The following is a 24,677-nucleotide window of genomic DNA, read 5'->3' as shown; positions in this document are numbered from 1 at the left end:
GCCCTGGGGGTTTATCTTCTGCGGTGCACCAGATACATGCCGAGGAACAGCCCGATCAGGCCGGTGGCCAGCAGGGCCACCCACAGCGGCATGACGACCTCGGGGATCAGCAGCCGGATCTTCGTCTTGCGGGTGTTCTCGAAGATGAAGACCAGCGCGAGCACGGCGACCAGCAGGGCGAGGATCCGGCCGGGGGTGAAGAAGTCCCCGAGCGGGGTGCTGCCGCTGGCCTTCTGGGGTTTCGAACTGGATGCCATGGCCCCAGCATGGCGGCGCCCGCCGCCGCCCGCCCGTCGAGCGGCGCGGCGGGGGTACGGCGGCGGGCGGGCGCCCGGGGGCTCAGGAGGCGGCGTAGACCCGGCCGGCGAACCCGGCGACCTGGCTGTCGTCCAGGGTCCTGGCCACATCGGCCTCGCTGATCATGCCCACCAGATTCTTGCTGCCGTCGACGACCGGCAGCCGGCGGATCTGGTGGGTCTCCATCTCGCTCAGCACGTCCTCGGCACTGGCATCGGCGGAGATCCAGCGCGGGGTGCCCTCGCACAGATCACCGGCCCGTACCCGGGAGGGGTCGTGGCCGGCGGCTATGCACTTCACGACGATGTCGCGGTCGGTGATGATGCCCTGCATCCGGTCGTCCGCGTCGCAGACCGGCAGCGCGCCGACCTTCAGCTCGCGCATCAGCTGGGCGGCGCGGTCCAGGGTCTCGGTCATGGGGATGCACTGGGCACCCTGGCTCATGATGTCCGCGGCGGTGGTCATGGCGGGGACTCCTTTGCATTCGCGTTCGCGTACTCACCACGCGGGCACGCGATCGGAGCCCATCGCGGCGTTCCCTCCACCGTAGTCCGACTTGTCCCGGTTCGCTACTCTCCCGTGACACCGTCCGCCAGCTCACGTACGACATCCAGGTGACCGGCGTGCCGGGCGTACTCCTGGAGCAGGTGGAAGAGGATCCAGCTCAGCGCCGGCGCCTCGTTCGCCGGACCGAACCGCCCGCCGCCGACCGCCACATCACTGAGCGCGGCGTCCGCCGTGATCGCCCGGGAATCGGCCACATACCGGTGATAGGTCTCCAGTACCTCGGCGGTACTCACCCCCTCCGGCACCGCCCAGCGCTCCTCCTCGTCCCCCGGCCCGCGCCCCCAGTCCGCCCACGGCCGGTCCACCTCCTCCCCCAGGAAACCCCAGCGCAGCCAGCGCCGCTCGACATGCGCCAGATGCCAGATCAGCTCCACCGGGCTCCACCCCGAGGGCAGCCGGGAGCGGCGCATCTCCTCCTCCGGCAACCCGGCCACCTTCGCCGGCACCACCTCCCGGTAGTGGTCGAGATAGCCGAGCAGCAATTCACGCGGATCCCGCAGGTGCTTCCCGGGCTCCTGGGGTGCCTCGGGGGGCGGTATGGGGGTCATGAGCGCAGCTCCAGTACGGGGGCGGCCGGGTGGGAGATGTCGAAGGCCGTCAGATACAGGGCCAGTTCGGACTCGACGGCGCGGCTGATCGTGTCCGCGCGGCGGAAGCCGTGGCCCTCGCCGGGGAAGGTGAGGTAGGCGTGCGGCACGGTGGGGCCCTCGCGTTCGGCGAGCGCGGCCAGCAGCCGGTCGGCCTGTTCGGGCGGGCAGATCACGTCGTCAAGTCCTTGCAGCAGCAGGAACGGCACCGCGATCCGGTCCGCCCGGTGCACCGGGGAGCGGTCGTGATAGCGCTCGGGGACTTTCTCCAGCGGGCCGATGAGCGAGTCGAGATAGCGGGACTCGAAGTCGTGGGTGCCGGGCCCGGTCCAGCTCGCCAGGTCCAGGATCGGATAGCTGATGGTGCCGCAGCGGTACAGGCCGGCGGTGTCGGCGCAGGTGAGGGAGGCGGCGGCGGTCCAGCCGCCGGCGCTGCCGCCGCGGATGGCGAGCCGGCGCGGGTCGGCGCTGCCCTCGGCCGCCAGCGCGCGGGCGACGGCGGCGCAGTCGGCCACGTCCACCACGCCCCACTGTTCGCGCAGCCGCTCGCGGTAGGCGCGGCCGAAGCCGGTGGAGCCGCCGTAGTTGACCTCGGCCACACCGATGCCGCGCGAGGTGAAGTAGGCGATCTCCAGGTCCAGGACGACCGGGGCGCGGGAGGTGGGGCCGCCGTGCGCCCAGATGACGTACGGGGGCAGTTCCTCGTCCGGCGGCGGGGCGGTGGTGTGCGGATGGGTGGGCGGGTAAACGGTGGCGTGGATCTCCCGCCCGTCCTGGCCGGTGAACGTACGGGCCGCCGGCCGCGGGTAGTAGCCGGGATCGACGGCATCATGGTGGCGTTCGGCCAGCACCCGGGTGCGTCCGGTGGCGGTGTCCAACTGCACGATCTCCCAGCCGGTGTGCGGCCCGGCCGCGATGCCGGTGACCCGGCTGCCCTGCACGGCCAGCGCCGGCGCCCATTCGCCCCAGGCACCGGGGGCGTCCGCGAGTTCACCGCTCGCCGGGTCCAGGATGCCCAGACGCAACCCGCCCCTGCCGTGCAGAACGGCGATCAGCCCGCCGTCCAGCGGGGCGAACCAGCGCCAGCCGATCCGCCACAGCCCCTCGGCGAACTCCTCCTGCCGCGCGCACAGGTGATCGGCCGCCCCGGTGTCCGGGTCGATGCGGTGGAGATTCCACCAGCCGGTACGGTCGGTGGTGGCCAACAGGGTGCCGTCCAGGGCCCATTCGGCCTGCGCGATGGCCTCGTCGGGGCCGCCGGCCAGGGTGCGTACCCCGCTCAGCCGCCCGTCCGCGCCGAGGTCGGCGATCTTCAGCTCGGTGCCCTCCCACGGCATCCGGGGGTGGTCCCAGGCCAGCCACACCGCGCGGCGGCCGTCCGGGGAGAGCCGGGGGCAGGAGAGGAAACGGTGTCCGGCCGGGGCGAGTTCGCGCAGCGCGGCCGGGTCGGTGGCGGCCGAGCCGTCCAGGGGTATGGCGACCGGCACCCGGCGCACCGCGCCGTCCGCTCCGTCCGCGCCGTGCTCCTCCAGCACCGCCCACACCTCGCCCCGCTCGGGGTGCGGGCGCAGATCGCACCAGCGCAGCTCACGCCCGGCGCCTCCCGCGCCCCCCGCCGGGGTCAGCGGGCGCGGCACCGGCCCGCCGGGGGCGTCCGGTTCCAGCGCGTACACCCGCTGGTCGCCGTAGTCGGTGAAGACCACCAGCGGCCCGCCGGTGGGCCGGGCGATGCCGGCCCACGGGTGGCCGCCGTACTCGATGACCCGGTTGCGGGCGTTCCACGGCGCGGGCAGCACCGTCTCGGTGACCCCGCCACTGTCCGGGCGGAGCCGCACCAGGGCCCGCCGGCCGCCCTCGGCGGGGCGCGGCGCCGTCCACCACAGCTCCTCGCCGACGGCGCCCAGATACTCGGGCTTGCCGTCATGGGCGGCGACCAGGGCGGCGTCGATGGGCGAGGGCCAGGTTCCGTAACGGTCGTGCGCCATGGTGCGGCCTCCTAGAGGGCGAGCAGCGTACGGTCAAGGACGCGGGTGCCGAAGTGCAGGGCGTCGACGGGGACCCGCTCGTCCACGCCGTGGAACATCGCCTGGTAGTCGAAGCCTTCCGGCAGCCGCAGCGGCATGAAGCCGTAGCCCTGGATGCCGAGCCGGGAGAACTGCTTGGCGTCGGTGCCGCCGTACATGCAGTACGGGATGACGTGCGCGCCGGGGTCGAAGTGCAGCAGCGCCTCGCGCAGGACGGCGAACGCCGGGGTGTCCACGGGGGCTTGCAGAGCCGGCTCGTGGTGGTAGTACTCCCAGGCCACGTCGGGGCCGGTGAGCCGGTCCAGGGTGGCGGCGAACTCCTCCTCGGTGCCGGGCAGCAGCCGGCCGTCGATGTGCGCCGTGGCCGAGCCGGGGATGACATTCACCTTGTAACCGGCGTCCAGCATGGTGGGGTTGGTGCTGTTGCGCAGTGCGCCGGCGACCAGCGTGCCGGCCCGGCCGAGGTCGGCGACCAGCCGCTCCACGGCGTCGTCGTCGTCGAGGTCGGGCAGCGGCAGCCCGTACAGCGCGGCGAGTTCGGTGAGCGCGGCGCGGACGGTGGGGGTCAGCCGCAGCGGCCACTGGTGGTCGCCGATGCGGGTGACGGCGGCGGTGAGCCGGGAGACGGCGTTCTCGTGGTTGACGCGCGAGCCGTGTCCGGCACGGCCGCCTGCGGTGAGCTTCAGCCAGCCCGTGCCGCGTTCGCCGGCCGCCACCGGGTAGATGCGCCGGCCGTCGCCCGGGTGGAAGGTGTAGGCGCCGGACTCACTGATGCCGATGGTGCAGCCCTCGAAGAGTTCGGGGCGGTGGTCGGCGAGGAAGCCGGAGCCGACTTCGGCGGAGTCCTCCTCGTCGGCGGTGAAGGCGAGCACGATGTCGCGGCGCGGGCGGATGCCGGCCCGGGCCCAGGCCCGTACGGTGGCCAGCACCATGGCGTCGGCGTCCTTCATGTCGACGGCGCCGCGGCCCCACACCACGCCGTCCCTGATCTCCCCCGAGAAGGGATCGACGGACCACTCGGCGGGGTCGGCGGGTACCACGTCCAGGTGGCCGTGGACGAGAACGGCGTCGGCGGACGGGTCGGTGCCCTCGATGCGGGCCACCACATTGGTGCGCTCGGGAGCCTTCTCCAGCAGTATCGGGTCGAGTCCGGCCTCGGTCAGCCGCTCGGCGACATACTCGGCCGCCTTCCGCTCGCGGCCGTCCCCCTGTCCCCGGTTGGTGGTGTCGATGCGGATGAGATCGCTGGTGAAGGTGACGGCCTCCTCCAGCGCGATCTCATCGATGTGGTGCGGTGCGTGCGGTGCGTGCGGTGCGTGCGGGTGGTGCTCAGCCATACCATTCCTCAACTGCGTTGGATACCAGCGTGGTCAGCGCCTTGAAGCAGCGGATGCCCTCGTACATGGTGGGCGCGGTGTACGCCACCCGGCGCGGCCCGGTCCGCTCCACGCCGGGGACGAAGGTGGCGGCGCCGGCCAGCTGTTCGGCGTCGAACTCCACCTCGACGGTGCGGTCCTTGGGCGGCGCCGGGTCGTGCCGGTGCGCCAGCACGGCGCCGCGCGCGGCGGCGGTGCGGATGTCGGCGGCGGTACGGGCGGGGGTGCGGCAGATCGCGGCGTGCCGGGAGACATGGTCCTTGACGGCGACGGCGGGCGCCTGCGGCGCGTACCCCTGGGCGTCGACGCAGGTGAGGTCGTCGCCGGTGACCAGCACCACCGGGGTGCCGTACTCGGCGACGACCAGGGAGTTGAGCAGGCCCTCGCTGGCACGTACCCCGTCGACGAAGACGCCGGTGATGCAGCTGCCGAGGTAGGTGTGGGCGAGGACGCCTTCGGCTCCGGCGGCGCAGTGGTAGCCGACGAAGGCGATGCCGTCGATGTCGCCGCGCTGGACGCCCTCGACCATGCCCAGTTCCTTGTGCCGGCCGGTGAGCAGCACGGCGCGGTCGTCCAGCTGCTCCAGCAGGAGGTTGCGCATGGTCATGTGCGCCTCGTTGACGATGACCTCGTCGGCGCCGCCGTCGAAGAACCCGGCGATGGCGGCGTTCACATCAGAGGTGAAGACCGGCCGGAACCGCTGCCACTCGGGCCGCCCGGGCAGACAGTCGGCGGGCCAGGTGACTCCGGTGGCCCCCTCCATGTCGGCGGAGATCAAGATCTTCATGCCGCGTCAGGCTACGCGCTCGCCCTGCCAGGGGGAAGGCGCCGTCGCGGAACGGCCCGCCGATGGCCCCCGACCGGCGCAGACGCGCCACGGAACCGGGGCGCGGCGGCCGGCCGGGAGAGCAGCGGGCCGCGCGGCGCGGCGCGGCGGAGCAGGGCCGGCCCCGGCGCCGACAGCGGGGGGTCGGCCCCCGATGGGTGCCGGGCAGCCGGCGGGGTCCGGGGTCCCGGCGCCGAGGGCGCGGGGCCGGTCCCCAACGGGCGGCAGGTGCCCTGCCCCACCGACGCCTACGGCCCATCACACGCGGCGGGCGGCGGGCGGCGGTGGCACGCCGCCGCGCGGGACCGGTCCCTGCGGAAGGCTCGGCCAAGTGCGGTGCGAACAGCGGCAGATGCCGCCCCCGGCCACGCTGGACCCCGCGGCCCGGAAGACCTGGCCCGTACCTCCGGGGCGGCCCGCCAGAAGCTCTCCCAGGCGTCGCTCAGCCCGGCTCCGCGCCCGTCCGGCGGGCCCGGCGACCGGCCGGCGGCAAGGGCAGCTCGAACCATACCGTTTTGCCCCGGTCCGTACGGCTGGTGCCCCAGCCGCTCGCCAGCCGGCTGACCACGGACAGGCCGCGCCCCGCCTCGTCGCTCTCCCGGGCGTTCAGCAGCACGGGCAGCTCGGGGCCGTCGTCGGCGACCTCGCACAGCAGCGCGTCCGAGCGCACGAGCCGCAGCTCCACCGGACCGCTCCGCGCGTGCCGTACGGCGTTGGTGACCACCTCGCTGACCAGCAGCTGGGCGGTGTCCGCCACGGCGGACAGGCCCCAGCTGCGCAGTTGGTCGCGGACCAGGCGACGGGCCCGGCCGACCTCCTGGGGGGCGGTGGCCAGCCGCCACAGCGCGGCGTCCCGGGCGGCGATGCCGTTGAGCCGGGCCATCAGCAGCGCCACGTCGTCCTTGCGGTCCTCGGGGGTGGTGGCGCAGGCCAGGGTGCGGATGATGGTGTCGCAGGCGGCGTCCATGGAGGCGGCCGGGTGGGCGGCGGATTCGCACAGTGCGGCGAGCCCGGCGCCGATGTCCTGGCCGCGTACCTCGATCAGCCCGTCCGTGCACATCACGAGCCGGTCGCCGGGGCCGACCGGAACCGTGACCGACTCGAACGCGACCCGGCCCACCCCGATCGGCGCGCCGGAGGGCAGCTCCAGCAGCTCGCTGCGGCCGTCGGCGGCCCGCACCAGCACCGGCGGGATGTGCCCGGCGTTGGCGATCCGCAGCTCGCCGCGGACCGGGTCGTACACCGCGTAGAGGCAGGTGGCCAGGTAGTGGTCGCCGAGCCGCTGGGCGAGGTCGTCCAGGGAACGCAGCAGCTGCGCGGGCTCGGTGTCCAGGGCGGCCATGGTCTGGACGGCGGTACGCAGCTGGCCCATCATGGCGGCGGAGTTGAGGCCGTGGCCCATCACGTCGCCGACGACCAGGGCGGTACGGCAGCCGGGCAGCCGGATGGTGTCGAACCAGTCGCCGCCGACCCGGCCCAGCCGGGTGCCGGGCAGGTAGCGGGTGGCGGTGTCGCAGCCTGCCGTCCGCGGCTCGATGCGCGGCAGCATGCTGTCCTGGAGGGTGTCGGCGACATTCTCCTGGTAGGTGTACATGCGGGCGTTGTCGAGGACGAGCCCGGCGCGGGCGGCCAGCTCGGCGCCGGTGACCCGGTCCATGTCGTGGAACTCGGGGCGGGTGCGGTGCCGCAGCAGGATCATGAAGCCGAGCACCACCTGCCGGGCCTTGAGCGGGACGACCAGCATGGAGCGGTGGTTGATGAGCGGGCGGATGTCGCGCTTGTCGAACTGCGCGGCGATGGCGTTGCCCATCTCCTCGGTGACGCGTGGGACCAGGACGGGCTCGCCGCTGGTCATGCACTGGAAGAAGGGGGTGTTGGCGGGGAAGGTCATGGATTCGCCGACCGGCACCACGTCGTCCCAGCGGCCCGGTTCGTCGGTGTGCTCGACGGCGACCCGGTGCCACAGGGTGGAGGTGTCGGGCGGGCCGTCGGGGAAGCCCTCGCCGGCGATGACCTGTTCGCGCAGATAGGTGCCGGCGACATCGGTGAAACGCGGCACGACGGCCTGGCTGACCTCCTCGATGGTGCGGCCCAGGTCGAGGGAGGAGCCGATGCGGGAGCTGACCTCGTTGAGGAATTCGAGGCGCTCGCGGACGGCGGCGTACTCCAGGTCGGCTTCCAGGTCGAACTCCGGGTCGGGCTCAAGCCCGGCCTCGGTGACGGCGCGCAGCAGCCGGGCGCGGCGGGCGGCGCGGCGCGGGACGCCCCAGTCCGGGGTGACGGGGACCCGGGTGTGCCGGCTGAGCTCCAGGACGGGGTAGCCCAGGGCCAGGATCCGCTCGACGATGACGCCGCTCTCCTGCGGGCTCATGCCGGGCATGATCTCCGGGAGGCCGCGGGCGAGGTCTTCGGCGTGGTCGAAGTCGGTGTGCCGGGCGAAGCCGGCGCCGACCTTGTCGCCGGGGGCGGCGGTGGTGCCCTCGACGGAGCGCAGCGGGGTGGCGTCGGTGGCCAGGATCAGTACGCCGCCGGGGCGGTCGTCGGGCGCGGGCAGCGGGTACGTCCACCACAGGATGTCGCCGCTGCCGCGCGGTGACGCGCCGGGCTCGCCCTGGCCGTGGGTGCGGAAGCGGCCGGCGGTGGGGTAGCCGGGGGCGTCCAGGACGCCGGTGACCGGGACGATCTCCGCGGCGATCCGGCCGACCGCCTCCTCCCGGCGGAATCCGAACAGCTTGCGGGCTCCGCTGCTCCAATGGGATATGCGGCCCGCGGTGTCGACGACCGCCACCGCGAGCGGAATCCGGCCGGACAGCGATGTGCGGGTGTCGGGGAGTGCGGGGTCACGCTGCTGGGGGATTTCCGGCTCTGCGGCCACCATCTCTCCTTCATTGGCGAGGGGAGCGGTTCCACGGTATCCCCCGGCGGGGCGGCGGCGGGGGGCAATGGCGAAGGTGGTGGTGCGCCGGCGCTTTCACGCGCCGAGCGTGTGCGCCCCGTACGCCTGGCGCCCGACGGCGCTCACGTACACACGTTCGGTAATCACCCATTCGCCCTGCACGATGCCCGGTCTGTGGTTAGCGTGGAAGAAGAGGATTATCTCCATATTCCATGCCCATACTTCTTGTGGAGGCGTTACCCATGGCGGAATTTCCCGAAGGAGCACCGATCTGGGCCGACTGTGTGGTCGCCGATCTCAACGCCGGCAAGACCTTTTACCGGGAGATGTTCGGCTGGGACTTCATGACCGCGGGTCCCGATTACGGCGGATACACGATGGCCAGCCTGGACGGAAAGCCGATGGCCGCACTCATGCCCCCGATGCCGGGCCAGGAGCTGACCCCGGCCTGGACGCTGTACTTCGCCACCGACGACGTGCAGGCGACCGCGGGCCGGATCCGGGAGAACGGCGGCACGCTGCTGATGGAGCCGATGAGCGTCGGCGAGTTCGGCCGGATGCTGATCGCGCAGAGCCCGGACGGGCTGACGTTCGGCTGCTGGCAGCCGGGCACCCACCAGGGCTTCGGCGCGATGGGGCAGCCGGGGTCGGTGTGCTGGAGCGAGGTGGTGACCAGCGACGCGGCGGCGTTCGACACGTTCTTCAGCGCGGTCTTCCCGGTGGAGATGCACCGGGTCGGCGATCCGGGCGAGTTCGACTACAAGACCGTGCACGCCGGCGGCCAGGCGGTGGCGGGGCGGATGCCCATGCCGACCGGGGCCGGCGCGGCGGAGAGCGGCACGTACGCGCGGCTGTACTTCGGCGTCGACCACTGCGACGACGCGGCGGCCACCGCGGAGAAGCTGGGCGGCCGGATCATCAGCGAGCCGCAGGACAGCCCGTTCGGCCGCTGGGCCGAGTGCGCGGACGACAACGGCGCGCGGTTCACCGTGATCGACATGTCGACCACGAAGGGCGAGAAGCCCGAGATGTGAGCCCCGGCCCGTACGGCACACCTGGCGGAAGGCGGACCAGCGGAAGGCGGTGGTGGGATGACCAGAGCGAAACGTCCACGCCCACCGGAGCCCGATTATCCGGTGTACGTGGGCTCCTTCGGCGACGACCACCGCTACCGGCTGGTCTGGCTGCGCGGGGTGGGCTGGGAGCCGCTGTCCGAGGAGGAGTTCGAGCCGCGCATCCGGCAGCTCTTCCCGGACATCGATCTCGATGACCCGGAGCAGGTGCACTGGGCCGACCGCCCCGAGGAATGGCCGGCCTGGCACCCGGGCGCGGCGTAGCGGGCACTGGTGCGTACGGGGGCCGCCGCCCGCCTGGCCGGCGGGCGGCGCGGTCGCGCGGGGACGCGACCACTTACTCCTTGCCGGCGCCGGACTCCACTTCCTTGGCCAGGTTGGCCAGGATCTGCTCGTAGAAGCCGTTGAGGCCGCGCGGGGCGAAGATCCGCTCGAAGATCCCGCCGATGCCGCCGGCGCCCTCCCAGGTGCTGCGGATGGTCACGCTGGAGGTGCCCTTCACCGAGCCGGGCACCGCCGTGAAGGTGGTGACCAGCGTGGAGTTGCGGTCGGTCTCCACCAGGGTGTTGTCATCCGGTTCGGTGACCTCCATCAGGCACTCGCGGACCCGTTTGGCCGTGGCGTGGAGCCGGAAGAAGACCACCGTCCCCTCCCCGTCGCCGCCCTCGCGCACCTCGAAGTCGGTGAACTGCTCCGGAAGCAGCCGGGGGTGTACCTCCCGATAGTCCGCGATGGCGTCCAGCACATCGTCCGGCTCCGCGTTGATCTCACGCTGAGTAATGACTTCTACCTGCGCCATGACAATCCTCCCGGCGATCTTCGGACTTGGCGGCAAGCCAACCATCTGTGCGCCCCTCCCCCAAAATCCGCGCTTGACAGACCGGATTCGAACCGGTGTTCTATTTGCATGCGCTGGAACAACCTGAGCGAGGACGGCCGGGCCGCCAGCCCCGCCCTCTTCGGCTCCGAAGTCGTCACCAGGACGTTCGACACCCCCGAGTTCCGGGGGATCACCTTCCACGAGGTGCGGGCGCGTTCGATCCTCAACCGGGTGCCGGGCGCGTCCCGGATGCCGTTCGAATGGACGGTCAACCCGTACCGGGGATGCAGTCACGCCTGCGTCTACTGTTTCGCCCGCAAGACCCACAGCTATCTCGACCTCGACACCGGCATCGGCTTCGACTCACAGATCGTGGTCAAGGTCAACGCCCCGCAGCTGCTGCGCAAGGAGCTGGGCGGGCGGCGCTGGCAGGGCGAGCACGTCGCGATGGGCACCAACGTCGACTGTTATCAGCGGGCGGAGGGCAAGTACAGGTTGATGCCCGGGATCATCTCGGCGCTGCGCGACTACGCCAACCCGTTCTCGATCCTCACCAAGGGCACACTGATTCTGCGCGATCTCCCCCTGCTGCGGGAGGCCGCCGCCGTCACCGAGATCGGGGTCTCCGTCTCGGTCGGCTTCACCGACCCCGAGCTGTGGCGCACCGTGGAGCCCGGCACCCCGGCCCCGCAGCGGCGGCTGGAGGTGGTGCGGGCGCTCACCGACCACGGCATCGGCTGCGGGGTGCTGATGGCGCCGGTGATCCCGTACCTGGCGGACTCCCCCGAGCAGCTGCGCGCCACCGTACGGGCGATCGCCGCCGCCGGGGCCACCTCGGTGACGCCGCTGGCGCTGCATCTGCGGCCCGGCGCGCGGGAGTGGTTCATGAGCTGGCTGGCCCGGCACCATCCCGGGCTGGTGCGGCGCTACGAGGTGCTGTACGAGGGCGGCGCGTACGCCCCCACCTGGTATCAGCGGCGGATCACCCGGCAGGTGCACGAGCTGGCCGCCGAGTACGGCATCGGCCCGGCCGCCCGGCCGGGAGCCGCGCGCGGCATTCCGCCCGAGCCCGTACCCGATGAGCCGGAGGCGGCCGGCCGGGAGCCGGCCGCCACTCAGCTGACTCTGCTGTGAAGGCGGTGCGGGGCAGGATCAGCCCCGCACCGGGGCCAGTTCGAGGCGGTCGATGTCGGGGGCGTGGGCGGCCGGGTTGGCCAGGGTGAGGGTGTGGGTGCCGGCGGGGAGGTCGATGAGGACGGCCTGGCCCCAGAAGTTCTGCCAGCCGTAGGAGTTGCGGAACGTCGCCCGGGTGGTGGCGCCGGCCACCCGGATGTCCAGGGTGCGGGAGATGACGTCCGAGTTGTAGGCGTGGCCGTTGTCGGCGCGCTCGTCGTTGGCGTAGTGCACGATCAGCAGGTGCGGGCCGGTGCGCTCGGCGCGGACGGTGAAGGCGGCGGTGTTGGCCTCGCCGTTGCCCAGCCAGCGCAGATACGTGCCGCCTGCGGCGTGCGGGCTGCTCGCCAGGGTGGTGGTGCCGGCCAGCGTGGCGCCGGCCGCCTGGTACGTGGCCAGGCCGGTGGTGTCCCCGGCGCCGGTCACCTCCAGGGCCGTGAGCGCGGTGCTGCCGGTGCCGGTGCCGGTGGCGGTGGCGGTGGCGGTGGCGGTGATCCGGTTGTTGCCGGCCGCCAGCAGCACCCGCTGCCCCTGCCCGGCCGGGGCGGCGAACCGTTCGCCGTGCGCGGTGAGGGTCAGCGGGCCCGCGCCGGTGTAGCGCGGGGTCAGCCGGTAGTAGCCGTCGCGGGGCGCGTACACGTCGAAGACCGCGCCGTCCGCCGCACTGCCCAGCACCAGTGCGCCGGTGCCGGGTCCGGCGGTCGAGGTGTAGTCGTAGCCGGGGCTGCCGGTGGTGTCCGCGAGAGTGGCCTCGTAGGCGGTGAAGGGCTCGGCGGCCGGGGTGAGTTCGATCTTGTCCAGGGTGGCCTCGCCGTCGCCCTTGGCGAGGGTGAGGGTGTGCCGGCCGGCGGTCAGCGCGAGGGGCACGGTCGCGGTGGCGCGATAGGTCCAGTTGAGCGTCGCGGAGTAGGTCACGGTGCCGGCCGGGGCTCCGTCCACGATCAGGCGCTGAGTGGCCGGCTCACCGCTCCGGTTGCCGTAGAAGACGGTCAGGTCGTAGTCGCCGGGGGCCGGCACCTCGACGGTGAACTCCACTTGGCTGTCGGGCTGGTTGAGCGAGCCGACATCGCGAGTGCCGGAGGTGGCGTAGCCGTTGGCGTTGGCGACGGTGCCCTGGGTGTAGATCTGCCCGCCGGTGATGCGGGCGTCCTCCGCCTCGTACGTGCCGCGCCAGTGCGCCGGCACCCTGTCCGGGGTGCCCGATCCCGCCGGGGTGAGCACCACCCGGTACGCCGACATCCGCTCCATCCCCGCCAGCGGCACCGTGACCGTACCGTCCGCGCCGACCGGTGCCGTACCGCGGCCGATGACCCGGGGCGCGGGGTGGGCGCCCTCGTAGCCGGACCAGCGGGCCTCGGCGACGGTGATGGCGACCCGGTCGCCGAACAGCGCCGGGTCGACGCGCCGGAAGACCACATCGGCGGCGCCGTCCGCGCCGCCCACCAGGGCCTGGGCCTGGCGCCGGCCGGTGTCCAGGGAGGCCAGGCCCTGGAGGGTGTCGATGGTGTCGGCCCGCGGCGGGGTGACGCGCACCGTGTCGCCGCTCAGCGCGGCGTACCAGCGGAAGAACCACCAGCCGCCGTTGGGGATGTTGGCGCGCACCACATTGCCGTCGAGGTTGCCGGCCATGTCCCAGTACGCCTGGTTGGCGAAAACCTTGTTGCGCTCGAACATGCTCACCCACTGGACGAGTTGGCCCGGCACCGACAGATCGCGGCGGTTGGCGTACTCGTCGATGTTGACCGGCAGCGGGCCGAAGCCGATCTCCCGCTCCAGGGCCCGGTAGTGGTCCAGGTTGCCCTGGAAGGAGCGCAGCGAGTCGGGGGACAGCTCGTGCCAGGTGGTGATGTCCGGCAGCACGCCGTGGTCGTGGGCGTAGCGGTAGAAGTCGGGCAGGAAACGGCGGTCGTAGCGCGCCTCGTTGGGCCCGGCGATGCGCAGGGTGGGGCTGATGGCGCGGATCCGGTCGTGGACGGTGGACCAGTCGGCGAGGAAGCGGTCGCGGTTGCGCTGGTACTGGGCGGTGTCGGCGATGTCCAGCCGGTACCAGATCTGGTCGGGTTCGTTGAAGGGGACGACGACGAAGCGGTCGGCGTCCGGGTGGGCGGCGATCCGTTCGATGATGCCGTCGACCTTGGTGAGATAGTCGGCCAGGCCAAGATCCTCGTACGGCCACTGGGCGTAGATGTCCTGCATCATCACGTAGACGTCGCCGCCACCGTTGCGGAAGAAGGAGTCCGAGACGGTGAGGGCGTCGCCGTTGGGGTGCTGGGCCCCGCCCTCGGGCTTCTGGGTGATGGTGGTCAGCTTGAGCGGGGCGAGGATGGCGTCGCTGGGGACGCCGTCGTCGCTGAGGCCGTACAGCGCGCCGTTGGCGCCGTACAGCAGGGGGCCCTCGGCTGCGCCGAGGTCGACGGTGAGGGCGGGGGCGGCGGCCGGCTCCTCGGCGGCGGCACCGGCCGGGGCGGCGGCGCCGAGGGTGGCCACGGCGACGGCGGCGGCGATCGTCATGCGGAGGAGTTTCCTTTTCGCTCTCGCTGGGCGGGATGTTCCGTGCCGTGCTGGGGACTCGCTCATGTGGGGGTGCAGTCCTTTCCTTCGGAACGGGGGTTGAACAGGGGTTACTTGACGGCTCCGCTGGTGATGCCGGAGACGATCCTTCGCTGGGCGACCAGGAAGACCACGACCATCGGCAGGCTCATCAGCACCACATAGGCGAAGATGAGATGCCAGTTGTTGAGGTACAGCTGGGCGCTGGCGACCTGGAAGAGCTTGATCGGCAGCGTGGCGGCGTCGCCCCCGCCCAGCACGAAGAAGGCGTAGAAGACGTCGCTCCAGGCGTAGAGCATCACCATGATCGTGGCGGTGGCGATGACCGGGCGCAGCAGCGGCAGGATGATCCGGGCGAAGATCCGCAGCGGGCCGGCGCCGTCCATCCGGGCGGCCTCCTCCAGCTCGTGCGGGATGGCCCGGATGAAGCCGGTCATGAAGAAGATGGCCGTGGACAGATACATGGCGGTGTAGACGGCGATCATTCCGGGGCGGGTGCCGGCCAGGCCGAGCTGGCGCAGTTGCAGCACGATGGTGATGATCGCCGGGGGCAGCAGCAGCCCGCTGATGCAGACGGTGTACGCGATGGTGACCAGCTTGCCCCTGCGGCGGGCGAACACCCAGGCGGCTGCCGCGCCCAGGACCAGTACGAGGATGACGGCCGGGACGATGACCAGCAGGCTGTTGAGCAGGCCGCGCAGCATCTCGCCCTGGCCCAGGGCGTCGGAGTAGTTCTGGGCGGGCTGCCAGTGCTGCGGCGGGTCGAGGTTGGGGCGTACGGCCTCGCCCTGCGGCTTGGCGGCGGTGACCAGCACCAGCCACAGTGGTACGCCCACGGCGAGCGCGGCGAGCACAATAACCAGGGCGGGGCGGCTCCAGCGCCAGATGACGGCGGGCGCGGTGGTGTTCACAGCAGCTGCTCCCTCTTGCGCAGGCCGGTCACCAGCGGGATGGCCAGGGCGACGACCACCAGGAAGAGCACCAGGCTCATGGCGGACGCCTGGGCGTACAGGCCCTGGCCGAAGACGCGGAACATGTAGATGTTCATCACCTCGGTGGCGCCGGCCGGGCCGCCGCCGGTGGTGGCCTGGACGATGTCGAAGGTGTTCATCGAACCCAGGAGTGAGGTGGTGACGTTGAAGGTGACGGCGGGGGCGAGGAGGGGGAAGCGGATGGACCAGAACATCCGCCAGGGTCCGGCGCCGTCGGCGCGGGCCGCCTCCAGGGTCTCGCCGGGGATGCCCTTGAGGCCGGCGAGGTAGATCAGCATGGCCAGGCCCATCCACTTCCAGCCGTGGATGACGGCGACCAGCACGATCGTCCAGGTGGTGCTGCCCAGCCAGGGGATGGCGGTGCCCAGCGCGTTGTTGAGGGCGCCGTCGGTGTTGAGGAGGGCCTGGAAGAGGTAGCCGACGGCGAGCGCGGAGATGAGGACGGGGAGGAAGAAGACGGTGCGGAAGAGCCGGTTGAAGCGGGTGTCCTTCTCCAGCAGGAGCGCGAGCAGCAGGCCGAAGAGGTTCTGGAAGAAGGCGGCGAGCAGCGCGTACAGGAGGGTGGTGCGGATGGCGCGGAGCAGGGCGCCGTTGTCGAGGATTCGCTGGAAGTTGTCGAGGCCGACGTAGGAGATCCGGCTCTGGTAGGCGGACCAGTCGGTGAAGGGGTAGACGAAGTTCAGCAGGTTGGGCAGCAGGAAGAAGCCGCCGAAGACGAGGACGGCGGGCAGCGCGAACCACCAGGGGTGGTGCACGGCCGCCCGGGATATCCGGCCGGGGGCGCGGGCGCGGGTGCCGGAAGTGGCCATGGGCACGGTTCCTCCTCTCTGATGCTTCCTCAGAAGCCTTCGGCGCCCTGGGCCTGGGCGATTTCGGAGAACTGGTCGTCGACGAACCGCGCGACCGCTTCGGGGGACTTCTGGCCGTAGATCAGCTCGGCGAGCCCGACGTGCAGGTCGGGGGCGACGATGGCCTTCGCCTGGAAGACGCCGTGTGCCCCCGGCAGCGCGGCGAGTTGGTCGAGGGCGATCTGTGGCAGGCCGTCGGGGGTGGGGACGGCCGGCTGGACGGAGGTGATCCGGCGGGCGTCGAGGTAGTCGGGGTAGCCGGGGCCGAGCCAGTACGCGAGGAACTGCCGGGCGGCGTTCTGCCGGGTCTCGTCGCCGGTGCGGAAGGCGACCACGCCGTTGGCCTGGTCGGGTGAGTAGAGGCCGTTCGCGTCGGAGTTGGCGACCGGGAACCAGCCGATGGTGTCGTCGATCTCCTCGGTCGGGTGCTGGGCCTGGAAGAGCGTCTGGAGGGCGGTGACATTGAGCGCCATGGCGGAGCTGCCCTCCCACAGGGCGTCGGCCTGGCCGGTGAAGGTGCCGGTGCGGTAGTCCTGCTGGGCGAGGCCGGCGCCGAGCAGGTCGTCCCGGTAGGTGGCGATGGCATCGACCACCACCGGGTCGGTCCAGTGCTGCTCGTTGCGGTTGAGGCCCTGCCACCAGCTGTCGGGGAGGTCGGTGAGCTGCGCCTGCACCTGCCATTGCAGCGGCCACTGATCGCCGCCGGCCTCGTAGAAGGCGGCGGCGTCCGTACGGTCCTGGACGGTGTGGCCCAGCCGGAGGAGTTCGGCGTAGCTGGTGGGGAAGTCGTCCTCGGTCAGGCCGGCTTCGGCGAAGACCGCCTTGTTGTAGTAGACGCCGAGCATGGCGGGGCTGGAGACGATGGCGGCGAAGCGGGTGCCGTCGATGACGCCCAGGGAGGCTTCGGTGGGGCCGAGTTCGGCGACCCAGGGCTCGTTGTCCAGCGGCAGCAGATTGCGCTGCGGGTGGATGAAGGGCAGCGTGGAGATGCTGGGCTGCCAGAACAGCAGGTCGGGCATGTCGCCGGCGGCGAGCCGGGTGGGCACGTTCTGCTCGTACAGGTCGGGGATCGCCTCGGTGCGCACGGTCGCCCCGGTGGCCGCCTCGAAGGCGTCGATGACCGGGGCGGCGGCCTCGACGGAGGACTGGGCGGTCCAGAAGGTGAGGGTGACGCCGGACAGGTCGCCGAGCGGGTCGACGGGCGTCATGCGGGCCGCCTCGTCGGTGTGGTCGATGACGGAGCTGTCACTGCATCCGGCGGTCAGGATCAGGGGCAGGGTCAGGGCGCCGGCCCACAGGAGGGCCAGTGCGGTGGATGTCCTCTTCATCGTGGACTCCTGGGGGCGTTCGGTGGCGGCGCGGCCGGTGCCCGGTAGGGGGGCGGGCGGCGCCGTACGTCAGCGGGGCGGTCGGGGCACCGGGCCGGTGCTCTCACGGATGATCAGCTCGGGCGGGGCCACGGAGTGCGGGGTGATGGGTTCGCCGGCCTCCAGCAGGCCGTGCAGCAGCGCGAAGGTGGCGCGGCCCAGGCCGGTGAAGTCGAGCCGGACGGTGGTGAGGGACGGGCTGAGATAGGCGGAGTGCGGGGCGTCGTCGAAGCCGGCGACGCTGACGTCGCCCGGCACCGCGCGGCCGGCCTCGTGCAGGGCGCGCAGCATCCCGAGCGCCAGGTCGTCGTTGCCGCACAGCACGGCGGTGACGTCCGGGTCGGCGGCGAGACGGCGCCCGGCGGCGTAGCCGTCGGCCGGCTCCCAGCCGGCGAGCAGCGGTTCGGGGGCGGGCAGGCCGGCCTCGCGCAGCGCCTCGCGCCAGCCGGCGGCGCGCTGGGCCCCGCCGCTGGTGTCGGTGGTGGAGGGGATGGCGAGGTAGTGGACGGTGTGGTGGCCGAGGTCGAGGAGGTGGCGGGTCATGCGGCGGGCGGCGGCGCGGTCGTCCGTCCACACCCAGGGGCTGCCGGGCGGCGGGGCGGTGGCCGGGGTCTCCACGGCGGCCACCATCTTGGCGTCGTCGGGGACGAGTTGCAGGGCGCGGACGCCGGGGCGGTCGTAGGCGATCACGATCAGTCCGCCGCCGGAGTCGGTGGCGCGGCGTACGGCGTCGCGTACCACGTGGTCCTCGTCCGACTCCAGGACGGAGATGCCCACCGCGAAGGAGGCGGCGCGGGCCGCCTCCTCGATGCCTTTGAGGGCGGCGGCGTAGCCGTAGTGGGTGGTGTTGGAGGTGAGTACGGTCAGCGCCCGGCTCCGGCCGCTGGCCAGCGCGTGCGCGGTGGCGCTGCGCCGGAACCCGAGGGCGGCGATGGCGGCTTCGACCCGGGTGCGGGTGGCGGGGCGCACGCTGGGGTGTCCGTTGATGACCCGGGAGACGGTCTGGTAGGACACCCCGGCGGCATCGGCGACGTCGCGGATGCTGGCGGGGCGTCCGCCACTCCTTGTGTGACCGGTCACAGGCATGCCAGGATTGTGACCGGTCACACAGGGGCCGTCAAGACAGTGGAAACCGGGAATTCACAAGGGGATCACCGTGTCGTCGAGCGATGAGCAGACCGCCGCCACTGCCACCGATGTCCGGGTCCGGTGGGGCCACTCGGCGCTGACCGCGGAGTTCGCGGCGGGAGCCGACGGAGCGCTGCGTACGGTACGGCTCGGGCCGCCGGGCGCGCCGGAGTCGCCGGTCGCGGCGGCGGTACCGGTGGTGGAACTGCTGGCGGCGGGGACGGGCAGCGAGTGGAGCGGGCAGCGCGGCATCGACACGGCGGTGGGGCGGCGGCTGCGGCTGCGCTCGCACACGACGGAGGTGTCCGGGCCCTGGCACCGGTTGCGGCTCGACCTGGTGGACGAAGTGAGCGGGCTGGCGGTGGCGTTGCTCCTGGAGTCCCCCGAGGGGACAGCGGTGCTGCGCGGCTCGGTGACGGTGACCAATGAGGCGGACGACGGGGTGCGTACGGTGTACGCGGTCTCCTCGCTGACGCTGGGCGGGCTGCCGGGCCCCGGTGAACTGACCCTGCACTGGGCGGAGAACGACTGGCTCGCCGAGTGCCGCTGGCGGCGCGAACCGCTGCGCCGCCGGGTCCCGGACCTCAACCACGGGCTGCACCAGCAGGATTCGCGCGGCCGGGTGGCGTACAGCAGCCGGGGCAGCTGGCCGACCGACGGCCACCTGCCGATGGGCGCGCTGACCCGGGGCGATGACGGCGCGTCCGGTGCGGCATGGCTGTGGCAGATCGAGTCGCCGACCGGCTGGACCTGGGAGACGGGCGAACGCCACGCGGCCGGCTATCTCGCGCTGTGGGGGCCGACCGACACCGAGCATCAGTGGAGCGAACGACTGGCCCCCGGCGAGTCCTTCACCACGGTGCCGGCGGCGCTGGCCGTGTCGGACGCGGGTTTCGAGGGCGCGCTGGCCGAACTGACGTCCTACCGGCGGCTGTTGCGGCGCCCGCACCCGGACCACGAAGCCCTGCCGGTGATCTTCAACGACTACATGAACACCCTCAGCGGCGATCCGACCACCGAGAAGCTGCTGCCGCTGATCGACGCGGCGGCGAGTGCGGGCGCGGAGTACTTCGTGATCGACGCCGGCTGGTACGACAATGACGCCGGGGGCTGGTGGGACACGGTGGGCGCCTGGCAGCCGGCCGCCGCCCGGTTCCCCGGGGAACGCGGCATCCACGAGGTGCTGGACCGGATCCGCTCCCACGGCATGGTCCCTGGGCTGTGGCTGGAGCCCGAAGTGGTCGGGGTACGCAGCCCGATCGCCCCCACGCTGCCGGACGCCGCGTACTTCACCCGGGACGGGGCGCGGGTCCGGGAGAACGGCCGCTACCAGCTGGACCTGCGCCACCCGGCCGCGCGCCGCCACCTCGACGAGACGGTGGACCGGCTCGCCGGCGAGTGGGGGGTGGGCTATCTCAAGCTGGACTACAACATCTCCGTCCCGCCCGGCACCGACACCGGCGGCACCACCAGCCCGGGCGCCGGGCTGCTGGGGCACGCCCGGGCGTACCAGGACTGGCTGCGCGGGGTACTGGAGCGCCATCCACGGCTGGTGATCGAGAACTGCGCCTCGGGCGGCATGCGGATGGACGGCTCGTCGCTTGCGCTGCTGCAACTGCAATCCACCAGCGATCAGCAGGACTTCCTGCGCTACCCGCCGATCGCGGCAGCGGCTCCCACGGCGGTGCCGCCGGAGCAGGGCGCGGTGTGGGCGTATCCGCAGCCGGAGTTCACCTCTGACGAGATCGCGTTCACGCTGGCGGGCGCGCTGCTGGGGCGGATCCATCTGTCGGGCCATCTGAACCGGATGACGGAGGACCAGCTGACGCAGGTCCGGGACGCGGTGCGCGTCTACAAGGAGTTGCGCGCCGAACTGCCCGGGGCGGTGCCGTTCTGGCCGCTGGGCGTGCCGCAGTGGGAGGACGACTGGCTGGCACTGGGTCTGCGCACGGCCGGTGGCGCCTCGTACCTGACGGTCTGGCGCCGGTCCGGCGACCCGGCACGTACCCTCCCCCTCCCCCACCTGCGGGGCCGCGCGCTGACCCCACGGATCATCCACCCGGCCACCGCGCCCGCCGGCGAGGCCACCTGGTCCCCCACCCCCGGCACCCTGACCATCACCCTCCCCCGCACCCCGACCGCACTGCTGCTGCGCCTGGCATGACCACCATCCTGGTCAACGGCCTCCCGGGCGCGGGCAGAACGACCCTCGCCCGGGCACTGGCACGGGAGTTGGGGCTGCCACTGTTCAGCAAGGACACCGTGAAGGAGACCCTGGCGGACCACCTGGCCCCACTGCGCCCACTCGCTCTGAGCGACCGGGAGTGGAACGGTGCGCTTGGCCGCGCGGCGGCGGAGTCGCTGTGGTCACTGCTGGCGGACGCGAATGGCCGGGCGGTGCTGGAGAGTCCGTGGCCGGCCCCGCTGCGGCCGATGGTCGCGGCGGGGCTGCGCCGGGCGGGGGCCACGGAGGTGCACGAGGTGTGGTGCGAGCTCCCGACGGCGGTGGCCCGCGCCCGCTGCGCCGACCGGGCCGGCATCCGGCATCCGGTGCATGTGGTGGCCGAGGACGAGGAGAGATGGGAGGAGTGGGAGCGCACGGCCCGACCGCTGGCGCTGGGCCCGGTCCACCTGGTGGATACCTCCGCTCCTGTGGACGTCCGCGCCCTGGCCACCCGCCTCACCGCCCGGGTCAGACCCGGGCGGTGAACCGCACCTCGACCAGCAGCTCGGGGAAGGCCAGCCGGGGGGTGCCGATGACGGTGCTGGCCACCTGGGGGTCGGGGCGGCCGTACGCCTCCTTGCGGACCGGCCCGGCCGCCTCGCCCGCCGTGTCGGGGTCGATCACATAGAGGACCTCCTCGACGACATCGTCGAGCGAGGCACCGAAACGTCCGAGAAGTTCGGCCGCGTTGGCGTAGCACTGGCGCATTTGCGCGCCCGTGTTGGAGAAGTCGGTGACCTTTCCGGATTCATCGACCGGGGCCGGGGCGACCAGTTCCGCCCCCTGGTGTGCCACCTGGCCGGAGAGATAAATGGTGTCGCCGTGCTTGACGGCTTGGACATATCCGTGGGTCTCTTCCCACGGAACGGAGTGGCTTTCGGTCCGGCGTGCGTCGCTCATGGCGCTCCGATCAGCGAAATGCGGGTTTTCCCGGTACTGCCGAAACCGTATGGGGGCCGGGTCGGGCCGGGCCACAGGTGGCCGTGCCACTTCCGGCAAGGATCGTGCCAGCGTGGCCCGACCCGTACGCTGGAGGAGTGACACAGGGATCCACGGACGGCGCGACGGTGGTCGCGATTCTCGCGGTGCCGCGCGCGTTCGCGCTGGATGTGAGCATCGCGGCGCATGTCTTCGGGCAGCATCCCGGCTACCGGGTCGTGCTGTGCGCCGCTGACGCGGGCGGTGGATCGCCGGCCGCCGAGGCGGCCGGCGACATCAGGCCGACGCACCCGCTCTCCGCCGCCGAACGCGCCGATATCGTGGTGATTCCCGGCTATGACGATCCGCTGCGCCCGGTCCCCGATGCTTATCTGAAGCAATTGACCGGCGCGGTCGAAAGGGGCGCCCGTACCGTCGCGATCTGCACGGGCGTCTTCGCCCTCGCGGACGCCGGAATGCTGGACGGAAAAGCGGCCACGACGCACTGGCGCTACACCGATCAGCTCGGGGCGCGATATCCGGGGGTGGAGGTCGTCGAGAATCAGCTCTTCGTCGAGGACGGCCCCGTGCTGACCTCGGCCGGCGCGGGCGCGGGAATCGACGCGCTGCTGCATGTCATCCAGACCGATGCGGGCGCCACGGCGGCGGACGACGTGGCGAAGGGCGTCGTCCTCTCCGCCGCCCGGGGCGGCAGCGAGCCGCAGTACGCCGACCGTCCCGCCCCCGCCCGGGACAGCCTGCGGGCCACCCGGGAGTGGGCGATCGACAATCTGGCGGCGCCGCTCACCGTGCAGCGCATGGCGGACCACAGTCTGCTGTCGCGGCGGACCTTCATCCGGCGCTTCGTACGGGAGACGGGGCTGCCGCCCATGCACTGGGTGACCCAGCAGCGGATGCGCGCGGCGCGCCGGCTGCTGGAGACCTCCGACTGGTCCGTCGACCGGATCGCCGCCACGACGGGTTTCGGCACGGCCGCGAACTTCCGCACCATCTTCCGCCGAGAACTCGGCGTGCCCCCGTCCATCTACCGGAAGTCGCACACGATGGCGTGACCCCGGCAGCCACCCTCAGCGGACCGCGAACGCCGCCTCCGCCACCGCTTTCAGGGCGGTCAGGCCGTGGTGGATGAGGGGGTGGTCGCGGCTGCCTTCGCGGACGCAGGTCAGGATGCGGCGGGTGAGGGGCGGGGCGCCCGCCAGGGGGACGCGTGCCACCTGGTGGCCGGCCGGGAACGGGACCAGGCGGGGCACCAGGGAGATGCCCAGGCCGGCGCCGACCATGGCCGAGGTCGCCATCCACTCCTTCACGTAGTGGGTGACCTTGGGGGTGAAGCCGGCCACCGCGCAGAAGACCACCACCCGCTGGTGGTGATCGCAGCTGCCGGGCGCCGGCAGGATCCAGTCCTCGCGCGCCGTGTCCTCCAGCCGCACGCCCCCCGTACGCTCCGCCAGCGGGTGGCCGGCCGGGACGAGCAGGTCGAGCGGCTCGTCCAGCAGGGCGCGCTGGTCGAAGCGGGAGTCGCCGGGGTGCGGGAAGTCCTCGGACGGGGCGAGTACGGCGATGTCGGCGTCGGTGGCCATCAGCAGGTCGAAGCCGGCCGGGGTCTCGCACTCGCTGACCTCCACCCGCAGCTCCGGGTGGGAGACCCGCAGCCGGGCGGCGGCCGGGCCGATCAGGGCGGCCACCGCGCTGGGGAAGCCGCAGATCCGCAGCAGGCCCGCGTGGCCGGCGCGGTAGGACTCCAGCGCCGCCTCCGCCTGCTCCCAGCGGGCCACCATGGCGTCGCCGTGCTCGATGACCACGTACGCCGCGCCGGTGAGCCGGATCCCACGGCCCTGTGGCTCGATGAGCCGCACCTTCAGCTCGCGGGACAGCTCGCGCAGATGGTGGGACACGGCCGAGGGGGTCAGATGCAGCGCCGTCGCCGCCGCGGTGACGGTGCCGTGCTGGTGGACGGCTCTGAGCACCTGAACCCGACGCAGATCAATCATTCAATAATTCTGCACGGAGACACGGGGAAACATGCAATGGACGCGAACGGTCGGCCGGCTCGACACTGGAGCCATGACGACCTCCGTGAACCGCCCCGAAGCGTCCGAAGAGACCGTGATCTCCCGTCATCTCACCAGCGAGGGCACCGTCGTGTGGACCCGCGACGCCGACGGCCATCCCCGGATGACGCTCTACCCCCACACCCCCGGCGCGCTCCCCCGCACCACCACCACCGGCGGCGGCGCCCCGCGCCGCTGACCGCTCACCTGCCGCCCAGCGCCGCCAGCAGACCGGGCAGGGCCAGCAAGGTCGTGACCCGGTGCACCCCCACCCCCACCCCCGTCTCCGACGTACCACCCGATTCCGTCCGGTCCAGCCAGATGCCGTGCAGCCCGGCCGCCGTCGCCGCCTCCGCGTCCGTGACCCGCTGATCCCCGACGTACGCCACCTCCCCCGCCGCCAGACCCATCGCCTCACACGCCGCCCGGAACGCCTCCGGCGCCGGCTTGGCGTGCCCCAGCTGCTCCGAGCACAGCAGCATCTCGAAGCGGTCCCGCACCCCGAGCCGGCGCAGCTTGTCGTCCTGGTGGTCGAGGTTGGAGTTGGACAGCAGCCCGTGCCGGTAGCGCGGGGTGAGCGCCTCCAGCGCCGGCAGCACATCCGGGTACAGCCGCCAGGCCGCCTCCATCCGGACACTGAACCGGTCGAACCACGCCTGCGCCGCCTCGTCGGGCAGCCCGGGCTCGCCCAGGAAGTCCCGTACCCGCTCCAGCCGCTGCTCCCCGAAGGCCAGTTCGCCCGCCAGATAGCGGGCGTAGTGCTCCCGCATCACCGCCTCCCAGCGGGCGGCCTCGGCGGCGGTGGCGGGCAGCCCCTCGGCGGCGAAGTGGCTCAGTGCGCCCGCCTCGCTCGCCCCCGAGTAGTCGAAGATGGTGTCGTCGATGTCCCACACCACGGCCCGGATGTCCGCCCCTGTCAGCATGTCCCGGACCGTACCA

The 24,677-nt window shown here is 72.5% G+C and carries 23 protein-coding genes; 7 read left to right on the top strand and 16 right to left on the bottom strand.

Annotation, left to right across the window (positions count from 1 at the left end; translation table 11 throughout):
• Window positions 1-11 precede the first annotated feature (11 nt).
• The 7 genes from AC5WRL_RS12985 to AC5WRL_RS12955 form a co-directional block, all read right to left on the bottom strand.
• Window positions 12-257 carry a hypothetical protein gene (locus AC5WRL_RS12985; protein ID WP_496088614.1) on the bottom strand — a complete coding sequence of 82 codons (246 nt, stop codon included), beginning with the start codon at window positions 255-257 and terminating at the stop codon, window positions 12-14.
• An 82-nt stretch (window positions 258-339) separates the two neighbouring features.
• Window positions 340-762, bottom strand: a complete 423-nt coding sequence (locus tag AC5WRL_RS12980; RefSeq protein WP_496088613.1) for a CBS domain-containing protein — start codon at window positions 760-762, stop codon at window positions 340-342.
• A 104-nt stretch (window positions 763-866) separates the two neighbouring features.
• Window positions 867-1,412 carry a DinB family protein gene (locus AC5WRL_RS12975; protein WP_496088612.1) on the bottom strand — a complete coding sequence of 182 codons (546 nt, stop codon included), beginning with the start codon at window positions 1,410-1,412 and terminating at the stop codon, window positions 867-869.
• Complete coding sequence (locus AC5WRL_RS12970; protein ID WP_496088611.1) at window positions 1,409-3,436, bottom strand: prolyl oligopeptidase family serine peptidase; 2,028 nt, start codon at window positions 3,434-3,436, stop codon at window positions 1,409-1,411. The genes AC5WRL_RS12975 and AC5WRL_RS12970 overlap by 4 nt, the downstream gene beginning before the upstream one ends.
• 11 nt (window positions 3,437-3,447) lie before the next feature.
• Window positions 3,448-4,812, bottom strand: a complete 1,365-nt coding sequence (locus tag AC5WRL_RS12965; RefSeq protein WP_496088610.1) for a M20/M25/M40 family metallo-hydrolase — start codon at window positions 4,810-4,812, stop codon at window positions 3,448-3,450.
• Window positions 4,805-5,638, bottom strand: coding sequence for a M55 family metallopeptidase (locus AC5WRL_RS12960; RefSeq protein WP_496088609.1), 834 nt, complete (start codon window positions 5,636-5,638; stop codon window positions 4,805-4,807). Before AC5WRL_RS12960 ends, AC5WRL_RS12965 begins: the two co-directional genes overlap by 8 nt.
• 481 nt (window positions 5,639-6,119) lie before the next feature.
• The gene (locus AC5WRL_RS12955; protein WP_496088608.1) at window positions 6,120-8,555 is read right to left on the bottom strand and encodes an ATP-binding SpoIIE family protein phosphatase; all 2,436 of its coding nucleotides are present in this window, start codon (window positions 8,553-8,555) and stop codon (window positions 6,120-6,122) included.
• Between the two features lie 260 nt (window positions 8,556-8,815).
• Between AC5WRL_RS12955 and AC5WRL_RS12950 the strand changes: the two genes are divergently transcribed.
• Both AC5WRL_RS12950 and AC5WRL_RS12945 read left to right on the top strand, forming a co-directional pair.
• Entirely contained in the window at window positions 8,816-9,607 is a 792-nt protein-coding gene (locus AC5WRL_RS12950; RefSeq protein WP_496088607.1) for a VOC family protein, read from the top strand.
• Window positions 9,608-9,664: 57 nt separating this feature from the next.
• Complete coding sequence (locus tag AC5WRL_RS12945) at window positions 9,665-9,910, top strand: hypothetical protein (RefSeq protein WP_496088606.1); 246 nt, start codon at window positions 9,665-9,667, stop codon at window positions 9,908-9,910.
• A 73-nt stretch (window positions 9,911-9,983) separates the two neighbouring features.
• Here the strand turns inward: AC5WRL_RS12945 and AC5WRL_RS12940 are convergent, their stop codons facing one another.
• Window positions 9,984-10,445: an SRPBCC family protein gene (locus AC5WRL_RS12940; protein ID WP_496088605.1), complete on the bottom strand. Its 462-nt coding sequence runs from the start codon at window positions 10,443-10,445 to the stop codon at window positions 9,984-9,986.
• Between the two features lie 108 nt (window positions 10,446-10,553).
• On the opposite strand from AC5WRL_RS12940, the gene AC5WRL_RS12935 reads away from it, so the two are divergent.
• Window positions 10,554-11,600 (top strand): Rv2578c family radical SAM protein, encoded by a 1,047-nt coding sequence (locus AC5WRL_RS12935; RefSeq protein ID WP_496088604.1) that lies wholly within the window; start codon window positions 10,554-10,556, stop codon window positions 11,598-11,600.
• A gap of 18 nt (window positions 11,601-11,618) precedes the next feature.
• Here the strand turns inward: AC5WRL_RS12935 and AC5WRL_RS12930 are convergent, their stop codons facing one another.
• From AC5WRL_RS12930 to AC5WRL_RS12910, 5 genes are all read right to left on the bottom strand, one after another.
• Window positions 11,619-14,150 (bottom strand): CBM35 domain-containing protein, encoded by a 2,532-nt coding sequence (locus AC5WRL_RS12930; RefSeq protein ID WP_496088603.1) that lies wholly within the window; start codon window positions 14,148-14,150, stop codon window positions 11,619-11,621.
• Window positions 14,151-14,260: 110 nt separating this feature from the next.
• Window positions 14,261-15,100 carry a carbohydrate ABC transporter permease gene (locus tag AC5WRL_RS12925; RefSeq protein WP_496088602.1) on the bottom strand — a complete coding sequence of 280 codons (840 nt, stop codon included), beginning with the start codon at window positions 15,098-15,100 and terminating at the stop codon, window positions 14,261-14,263.
• The gene (locus tag AC5WRL_RS12920) at window positions 15,097-15,990 is read right to left on the bottom strand and encodes a carbohydrate ABC transporter permease (RefSeq protein ID WP_496088601.1); all 894 of its coding nucleotides are present in this window, start codon (window positions 15,988-15,990) and stop codon (window positions 15,097-15,099) included. Before AC5WRL_RS12920 ends, AC5WRL_RS12925 begins: the two co-directional genes overlap by 4 nt.
• A gap of 29 nt (window positions 15,991-16,019) precedes the next feature.
• On the bottom strand, window positions 16,020-17,357 hold the full coding sequence (locus AC5WRL_RS12915; protein WP_496088600.1) for an ABC transporter substrate-binding protein: 1,338 nt from the start codon (window positions 17,355-17,357) through the stop codon (window positions 16,020-16,022).
• A 69-nt stretch (window positions 17,358-17,426) separates the two neighbouring features.
• On the bottom strand, window positions 17,427-18,482 hold the full coding sequence (locus AC5WRL_RS12910) for a LacI family DNA-binding transcriptional regulator (protein ID WP_496088599.1): 1,056 nt from the start codon (window positions 18,480-18,482) through the stop codon (window positions 17,427-17,429).
• 70 nt (window positions 18,483-18,552) lie between these two features.
• Between AC5WRL_RS12910 and AC5WRL_RS12905 the strand changes: the two genes are divergently transcribed.
• Window positions 18,553-20,688, top strand: coding sequence for a glycoside hydrolase family 36 protein (locus AC5WRL_RS12905; protein ID WP_496088598.1), 2,136 nt, complete (start codon window positions 18,553-18,555; stop codon window positions 20,686-20,688).
• Window positions 20,685-21,233 carry a P-loop nucleotide/nucleoside kinase family protein gene (locus AC5WRL_RS12900; RefSeq protein WP_496088597.1) on the top strand — a complete coding sequence of 183 codons (549 nt, stop codon included), beginning with the start codon at window positions 20,685-20,687 and terminating at the stop codon, window positions 21,231-21,233. The genes AC5WRL_RS12905 and AC5WRL_RS12900 overlap by 4 nt, the downstream gene beginning before the upstream one ends.
• Here AC5WRL_RS12900 and AC5WRL_RS12895 read toward each other — a convergent pair.
• Window positions 21,217-21,648, bottom strand: a complete 432-nt coding sequence (locus AC5WRL_RS12895; RefSeq protein WP_496088596.1) for a Rid family hydrolase — start codon at window positions 21,646-21,648, stop codon at window positions 21,217-21,219. The two genes, AC5WRL_RS12900 and AC5WRL_RS12895, sit on opposite strands and share 17 nt — an antisense overlap.
• A gap of 137 nt (window positions 21,649-21,785) precedes the next feature.
• Here AC5WRL_RS12895 and AC5WRL_RS12890 point away from each other — a divergent pair, with 137 nt between their 5' ends.
• Window positions 21,786-22,739: a GlxA family transcriptional regulator gene (locus AC5WRL_RS12890; protein ID WP_496088595.1), complete on the top strand. Its 954-nt coding sequence runs from the start codon at window positions 21,786-21,788 to the stop codon at window positions 22,737-22,739.
• Window positions 22,740-22,754: 15 nt separating this feature from the next.
• Here AC5WRL_RS12890 and AC5WRL_RS12885 read toward each other — a convergent pair whose 3' ends face one another.
• Entirely contained in the window at window positions 22,755-23,678 is a 924-nt protein-coding gene (locus AC5WRL_RS12885) for a LysR family transcriptional regulator (RefSeq protein ID WP_496088594.1), read from the bottom strand.
• A 73-nt stretch (window positions 23,679-23,751) separates the two neighbouring features.
• On the opposite strand from AC5WRL_RS12885, the gene AC5WRL_RS12880 reads away from it, so the two are divergent.
• On the top strand, window positions 23,752-23,937 hold the full coding sequence (locus AC5WRL_RS12880) for a hypothetical protein (RefSeq protein ID WP_496088593.1): 186 nt from the start codon (window positions 23,752-23,754) through the stop codon (window positions 23,935-23,937).
• 4 nt (window positions 23,938-23,941) lie between these two features.
• Here the strand turns inward: AC5WRL_RS12880 and AC5WRL_RS12875 are convergent, their stop codons facing one another.
• Window positions 23,942-24,661, bottom strand: a complete 720-nt coding sequence (locus AC5WRL_RS12875) for an HAD family hydrolase (protein WP_496088592.1) — start codon at window positions 24,659-24,661, stop codon at window positions 23,942-23,944.
• Window positions 24,662-24,677: the final 16 nt, after the last annotated feature.

The organism is Streptomyces sp. NTD107, assembly GCF_059510435.1.
Note: the sequence above shows the minus strand (reverse complement) of the source record. Positions and strands in the feature narration are given on the sequence as shown.